This window comes from Roseivivax halodurans JCM 10272 (assembly GCF_000521785.1).
Lineage (GTDB): Bacteria > Pseudomonadota > Alphaproteobacteria > Rhodobacterales > Rhodobacteraceae > Roseivivax > Roseivivax halodurans.
Genome location: NZ_JALZ01000005.1, coordinates 215212 through 222375, shown reverse-complemented (window position 1 = coordinate 222375; position 7164 = coordinate 215212). Strand labels below are relative to the sequence as shown.

Sequence of the window (7164 nt, the reverse complement as noted above, 5' to 3'; positions counted from 1 at the left end):
CAACATTTATCTGAGGGGCTGGCGCCGGAGCGGTCCCTTTCGAAGTCCCGTGATGTGTCGCGTGTCAGCCGTTCGGCGCCGGAACCGGACGCGGTGCCGGGGCGGTTGCGGTACGCGGCTCGCGGCCGGCAAGCGCGATGAGCGCCCCGCTGAGCGAGAACATTCCTACGATGGTCACGAGCATCATAAGGGTGACGATGATCGGGTGCATGATGCCTCTAAGCCTCTGCTTTACTCTTGGGCACTTAACGCCGCTTGTTGAGCGGAGTTCCGCCGTCTTTCGGATAATCCGGCATCATACCGTTGTTCGGGAATGAAAAAAGAGCCCGCGCAAATGCGCGGGCTCCACTGTGTCCGTTCGGCCCACTGCCCCGGGGGGCGCAGGCCAAGGGAGCATGATTACATCATGCCGCCCATGCCGCCCATGTCGGGCATGCCGCCGCCGGAGCCTGCACCTTCCTTCTGCGGACGGTCTGCGACCATCGCTTCGGTGGTGATCAGCAGGCCTGCGATCGACGCCGCATCCTCGAGCGCGGTGCGCACGACCTTCGCGGGGTCGATCACGCCGAACTTGAACATGTCGCCATATTCGTCGGTCTGGGCGTTGTAGCCGAACTTGAGGTCCTCGCTCTCGCGGATCTTGCCCGCGACGACCGAACCGTCGACGCCTGCGTTCTCGGCGATCTGGCGCAGCGGGCTCTCGAGAGCCTTGCGGACGATCGCGATACCGGCGTTCTGGTCGGAGTTCGCACCGGTGAGGCCGTCGAGCGCCTTGGCACCCTGCACGAGGCTGACGCCACCGCCGACGACGATGCCTTCCTGCACGGCCGCGCGGGTCGCGTTCAGGGCGTCATCGACGCGGTCCTTGCGCTCTTTCACCTCGATCTCGGTCGCACCGCCGACGCGGATGACGGCCACGCCGCCCGCCAGCTTCGCGACACGCTCCTGGAGCTTCTCGCGGTCGTAGTCCGACGTGGTCTCCTCGATCTGGCCGCGGATCTGGTTGACCCGTGCTTCGATCTCGGACTTGTCGCCGTTGCCGTTGACGATGGTGGTCTCGTCCTTCGAGATCGACACGCGCTTGGCCGAGCCGAGCATCTCCATGCCGACGTTCTCGAGCTTCATGCCGAGATCCTCGGAGATCACCTGGCCGCCGGTCAGGATCGCGATGTCCTGCAGCATGGCCTTGCGGCGGTCGCCGAAGCCCGGAGCCTTCACGGCTGCGATCTTGAGGCCGCCGCGCAGCTTGTTCACGACGAGAGTCGCGAGCGCTTCGCCTTCGACGTCCTCTGCGATGATGAGGAGCGGCTTCTGGCTCTGGATCACCTGCTCGAGCAGCGGAACCATCGGCTGCAGCGAGGAGAGCTTCTTCTCGTGCAGCAGGATGAGGCAGTCATCCAGCTCCGCGATCATCTTCTCGGAGTTGGTCACGAAGTAGGGGCTGAGGTAGCCGCGGTCGAACTGCATGCCCTCGACGACTTCGACGTCGGTCTCGGTGCCCTTGTTCTCCTCGACGGTGATGACGCCCTCGTTGCCGACGCGCTGCATCGCGTCCGAGATCATCTTGCCGATGGATTCTTCGCCGTTCGCCGAAATCGTGCCGACCTGGCTGACTTCGTCGGAATTCTCGACCTTGCGTGCGGCGTTGCGGATGTGCTCGACGACCTTCGCGGTGGCAAGATCGATGCCGCGCTTGAGGTCCATCGGGTTCATGCCGGCGGAGACGGCCTTCACGCCTTCTTTCACGATCGACTGGGCGAGAACGGTCGCGGTGGTGGTGCCGTCCCCCGCTTCGTCGTTGGTGCGGCTGGCCACTTCCTTGACCATCTGCGCGCCCATGTTCTCGAACTTGTCCTCGAGCTCGATCTCCTTGGCGACCGACACACCGTCCTTGGTGATGCGCGGTGCGCCGAACGACTTGTCGAGCACGACGTTGCGGCCCTTGGGGCCGAGGGTCACCTTCACCGCATCGGCGAGGGTGTTGACGCCCCGCAGCATCCGGTTGCGGGCATCCGTATCGAACTTCACGTCCTTGGCGGCCATGTTCACTTCTCTCCTGGTTCAGGAAAATTCGGGTTTGTATGAAGAATGAGGTCGGGCGCCCTTCAGGCCGCCTTCGCCTCCGCTGCATCCGCGGTCACGCCGAGGATGTCGGATTCCTTCATGATCAGCAGGTCTTCACCGTCGATCTGCACCTCGGTGCCCGACCACTTGCCGAAGAGGACGCGGTCACCCTCTTTGACTGCCATCGGGATCAGGTCGCCCGAATCCTTGCGCGCGCCTTCGCCACACGCAACGACCACGCCCTCAGCCGGCTTCTCTTTCGCACTGTCGGGAATGATCAGACCGCCCTTGGTCTTCTCGTCGCTTTCAACACGGCGAACGAGCACGCGGTCATGAAGCGGTTTGAATGCCATCTTCGAGTCTCCTTGGCTCAAAGTTTATGTCAGGGCTCCTCGCTCGAGCGAGCCCTTTAGCACTCACTCGCGGCGAGTGCTAACGCATGCGGAGTTAGGCAAAGTGCGCATGTCTGTCAACTGGCAGATGCATGCATATTTCACGCCGTCCTCGCCGCTGCGTGTCACTGAGGTGAGGATGGGGATCGACGGGTTCAACCCCGTCCGCATGTCCCCGCCGACCCGGCCCGGGCCGCGTACTTCGATCGCGAAGAGGGCACGGATCCCGCGCCCTCCCCGGCCTGACCTCAGGCCGCGAGCCCGCGCCCCTTCAGAAGCGCCTCGACGCCCGGCATCCGGCCGCGGAAGCGCAGGTAGAGATCGCCCGCCTCCTCCGATCCGCCCGTCGACAGGATCGCCTCCTCGAGCCGCCGTGCCATGCCCTCGTCGAAGGCGCCACCCGCCTCCTCGAAGGCGGCGAAGGCATCGGCATCCATGACCTCGGACCACATGTAGCTGTAGTACCCGCTGGAATAGCCGTCACCGGCGAACACATGGGCGAAATGCGGCGTCGCGTGCCGCATCACGATCGCCTCCGGCATGCCGAGCTGCGCCAGGATCTCCTCCTGCTTGGACATCGGATCCTCCGGCGCCGCGGCGTCGTGGAACTCCAGATCGACCAGCGCCGAGGCCACGTATTCCACCGTCTGGAACCCCTGATCGGCATTCGCCGCCGCCAGCACCCGTTCGAGCATCTCCTTCGGCATCGGCTCTCCGGTCTCTGCATGGGTCGCGAACTCGCCCAGCACCTCCGGCACCTCGAGCCAGTGCTCGTAGAGCTGCGAGGGCAGCTCGACGAAGTCCCGCGCCACCGAGGTGCCCGCGATCGAGGCGAACTCCACGTCCGACAGCATCTGGTGCAGCGCATGCCCGAACTCGTGGAAGAGCGTGCGCGCGTCGTCGTAGCTGAGGAGCGCCGGTTGCCCGGCCGACGGCTTGGCGAAATTGCACACGTTCACCACGATCGGCGACTGCTCCACCGGGCGCTTGCCCTGCATCCGCATGGCCGAGCACCACGCCCCCGACCGCTTCGACGCCCGCGCGAAGTAATCCGCGACGAAGACCGCCACGTGCCGGCCCTCCCGCGTCACCTCCCAGGCCCGGCAATCGGGATGATAGAGCGGCACATAGAGCGGCTTGAACTCCAGCCCGAACAGACGATGCGCACAGGTCTGCGCCGCCTCGATCATCCGCTCGAGCTGCAGGTACGGCTTGAGCGCGGTCTCGTCGAGATCGTGCTCCACCTTGCGCCGCTTCTCCGCGTAATAGCGCCAGTCCCACGCCGCGAGCGGGCCGTTCGCGCCGTCCGCATGCATCATCTCCTCGAGCGCCGCCTGATCGGCGAGCGCGCGCTCCCGCGCCGGCTTCCACACCGCGACCAGAAGCTCGCGCACCGCCTCCGGCGTCTTGGCCATCTCGGTCTCGAGCTTGTAGGCCGCGAAGGTCTCGAAGCCGAGAAGCCCCGCCCGTTCGTGGCGCAGGTCCAGCACCTCGGCGGCGATCTCGCGGTTGTCGGTCTCCCCGCCCATGGCCCCGCGCGAGGTCCAGGCCCGCCACGCCGTCTCGCGCAGATCGCGCCGGGGCGAGAATTGCAGGAACGGCACGATGAGCGAGCGCGACAGCGTGATCACCGGCCCCGCCGCGCCCCGCTCCTCTCCGGCGGCCCGCGCGGAGGCCTTCACGATCTCCGGCAGCCCCTCGAGATCCTCCTCGGAGAGCTCCATCTGCCAGCCGCTCTCGTCGGCCAGAAGGTTCTGCGTGAACGCCGTGCCGAGCACCGACAGCCGCGCCTTGATCTCCTTCATCCGCACCGCCTGCGTGCCCGAGAGCGCCGCGCCCGCCCGCACGAAGCCGCGATGGGTGAGGTAGAGAAGCCGCGCCTCCTGCGGCGCGAGGTCCAGCTCCTCCCGCCGCTCCCAGAGCTCCGCGATCCGCGCAAACAGCGTCTCGTTGCCGTAGATCTGCGAGGAATGGTCCGCGAGCTTCGGCGCGAAGTCCCGCTGCAGCTCCTGCCGCCGCTTGGTGCTGTCCGCCCCCGCCAGCGAGAAGAACACCGACAGCACCCGGTCGAGCGACCGCCCCGCCCCTTCGAGCGCGAGGATCGTGTTGTCGAAGGACGGCGCCTCGGGCTGCTCTGCGATCGCCGCGACCTCCGCGAGATGCTCGAGCCGCGCCGTCTCGAAGGCGGCCGGGAAATCCTCGTCGGAAATGGCGTCGAAGGGCGGAAGCGCGAAGGGCGTGTCCCACTCGGCAAGCAGCGGATTGGTCATGAAGCTCTCCTTTGTCACCCTTCAGCTAGTCCCCCGCAGCCCCCGCCTCAATCCGCACGCGCGCTTCTTCTTGGCAGAAATACTCCCGCCGGAGGCTCCCCCGCCACCCGGCCACGCGCGCCGCTCCTTTCTTCTTGACCACAAATATCCCCGCCGGAGGCTCCCGCACCCGCCGCGGGGCGCAAACGCCTCACTCGAAGAGCCGCGCCTGCCCCGGCGCCGCCGGCGCGGGCATGCCGAGATGCGACCAGCCCTTCTGCGCCAGCATCCGCCCCCGCGGCGTGCGCTGGATCAGGCCCTGCTGCAGCAGGTAGGGCTCGATCACCTCCTCGATCGCGTCGCGGCTTTCCGACAGCGCCGCCGAGATCGTCTCGATCCCCACCGGACCGCCCGCGTAATTCTCCGCGATGAGCCGCAGGTACCGGATGTCCGCGCCGTCGAGGCCGAGCCCGTCCACCCCGAGCCGCGTCAGCGCCCAGTCGGCAAGCGCGCGCGTCACCACGCCGTCGCCCTCCACCACGGCAAAATCCACGACCCGCCGCAACAGCCGCCCGGCGATCCGCGGCGTGCCGCGCGCCCGCCGCGCGATCTCGCGCGCGCCCTCGGGCTCGGCCCGCACGCCGAGTTTCACCGCGTTCCGCGTCACGATGAGGTCGAGCTCCTCGACCGTGTAGAATTGCAGCCGCGTCGGGATACCGAACCGGTCGCGCAGCGGCGTCGTCAGCAGCCCCAGCCGCGTCGTCGCGCCGACGAGGGTGAAGGGCTGCAGCTCGATCCGCACGGTCCGCGCCGCCGGCCCCTCGCCGATCACCAGGTCGAGCTCGAAATCCTCCATCGCCGGGTAGAGCACCTCCTCGACCGCCGGGTTCAGCCGGTGGATCTCGTCGATGAAGAGCACGTCCCGCGCCTCGAGATTGGTGAGGATCGCCGCGAGATCCCCCGCCTTGGCCAGAACCGGTCCCGAGGTCATGCGGAAATTGACCCCGAGCTCCTTCGACATGATCTGCGCCAGCGTCGTCTTGCCGAGGCCGGGCGGACCGTGAAAGAGCGTGTGGTCCATCGCCTCGCCGCGCTGCCGGGCGGATTGCACGAAGACGCGCAGATTGGCCCGCGCCTCGGCCTGCCCGACGAACTCGTCGAGGCTTTCGGGGCGGAGCGCGCGGTCGCGGTCTTCGGCCTGCCCCTCGGGCCGCATCATCGGATCGGGTCCGGCACTCATCGCGCGGCCCCGGTCATGCCGGCGCCAGCATCTTGAGCGCCGCCCGGATCAGCGCCGCCGTGTCGGCCTCGGGTGCGTCCCCGGCAGCCCGCGCCACCGCGCCCGCCGCCTCGCCGGGGGAATAGCCGAGATTGGTCAGCGCCGAGAGCGCCTCGGACTGCGCCGCACCGCCCTGCGCCGGCGCAGGGGCCGAAGGCGCGGGCTCCGCATCGATCACCGCATCCGGCTCCGGCGCGGACATCCCCGGCGCGGAGGCCGCGGCCACCGGCCCCGCGCCCATCGCCATGACCGTCGGCGCCTTGTCCTTCAATTCGTTCACGACCCGCTGCGCGGTCTTCGGCCCGATCCCCTTGGCCGCCTTGATCGAATTCCAGTCGCCGAGCGCGATCGCCCGGCTGACCCCCTCGGCCCCGAGCGTGCCGAGGATCGCGAGCGAGGCCTTGGCGCCGACCCCCTGCACCGACATCAGCAGGCGGTGCCATTCCTTCTCGACCAGCGTAGGGAAACCGAAAAGCTGCAGCAGATCCTCGCGCACCATGAGATCGGTGAAGAGCGCCGCCCACTCCCCGGGCACGCCGAGCCCCGCGATCACCCGATCCGAGCAATAGACGACATAGCCGATGCCGCCGACGTCGATCAGCACGTGATCGTCCGCCTTGTAGGCGATCCGGCCCGAAACGCGCCCGATCATGCTGCGCCTCCCACCATCGGCGTCTCGGAGGGCATGTAGAAGGCGTGGCAGATCGCGATCGCCAGCGCGTCGGCGGCGTCCGCCGAGGCGAAGGTCACCCCCGGCAGCTGCATCTTCACCATGTGCTGCACCTGCGTCTTGTCGGCATGTCCCACGCCCACGACGCATTTCTTGACCTTGTTCGGCGCGTATTCCCCGACGAAGAGCCCGAACTGCGCCGGGACCAGCAGCGCCACCGCCCGCGCCTGGCCGAGCTTCAGCGTCGCCACGGCGTCCTTGTTCACGAAGGTCTGCTCCACCGCCGCCGTCTCGGGCGCATGCCGCTCGATCACCTCCGACAGCTGGGCATAGAGCGCCTTCAGACGCTCGGCGAGCGGACCCTTGCCCGAATGGCAGGTGCCGTTCGCCACGTGGCGCATCCGGCCGCGATCGGCCTCGATCACGCCCCAGCCGAGATTCACCAATCCCGGATCGATCCCCAGCACTCGGGTCACTGCCGCCTCGCTCTTGTCGTTTTGCCCCTCCTAG

Annotated in this window: 7 protein-coding genes; all 7 read right to left on the bottom strand. The window is 67.8% G+C overall.

Features of this window, described 5'->3' with window-relative positions; genetic code table 11:
* Positions 1–64: 64 nt before the first annotated feature.
* The 7 genes from OCH239_RS22590 to ruvC all read right to left on the bottom strand — a co-directional run bounded on the left by OCH239_RS22590 (position 65) and on the right by ruvC (position 7130).
* Positions 65–211 (bottom strand): hypothetical protein, encoded by a 147-nt coding sequence (locus OCH239_RS22590; RefSeq protein WP_157577821.1) that lies wholly within the window; start codon positions 209–211, stop codon positions 65–67.
* Positions 212–399: 188 nt separating this feature from the next.
* Positions 400–2043, bottom strand: a complete 1644-nt coding sequence (groL, locus tag OCH239_RS07235; protein WP_037260390.1) for a chaperonin GroEL — start codon at positions 2041–2043, stop codon at positions 400–402.
* Positions 2044–2105: 62 nt separating this feature from the next.
* Positions 2106–2417, bottom strand: coding sequence for a co-chaperone GroES (locus tag OCH239_RS07230; protein WP_037260387.1), 312 nt, complete (start codon positions 2415–2417; stop codon positions 2106–2108).
* Positions 2418–2704: 287 nt separating this feature from the next.
* Positions 2705–4726 carry a M3 family metallopeptidase gene (locus OCH239_RS07225; protein WP_037260383.1) on the bottom strand — a complete coding sequence of 674 codons (2022 nt, stop codon included), beginning with the start codon at positions 4724–4726 and terminating at the stop codon, positions 2705–2707.
* Positions 4727–4916: 190 nt separating this feature from the next.
* Positions 4917–5945 carry a Holliday junction branch migration DNA helicase RuvB gene (ruvB, locus tag OCH239_RS07220; protein WP_037260380.1) on the bottom strand — a complete coding sequence of 343 codons (1029 nt, stop codon included), beginning with the start codon at positions 5943–5945 and terminating at the stop codon, positions 4917–4919.
* A 13-nt stretch (positions 5946–5958) separates the two neighbouring features.
* Positions 5959–6636, bottom strand: coding sequence for a Holliday junction branch migration protein RuvA (ruvA, locus tag OCH239_RS07215; protein WP_037260378.1), 678 nt, complete (start codon positions 6634–6636; stop codon positions 5959–5961).
* Entirely contained in the window at positions 6633–7130 is a 498-nt protein-coding gene (ruvC, locus tag OCH239_RS07210) for a crossover junction endodeoxyribonuclease RuvC (RefSeq protein WP_084782250.1), read from the bottom strand. Before ruvC ends, ruvA begins: the two co-directional genes overlap by 4 nt.
* Between the last annotated feature and the right edge of the window lie 34 nt (positions 7131–7164).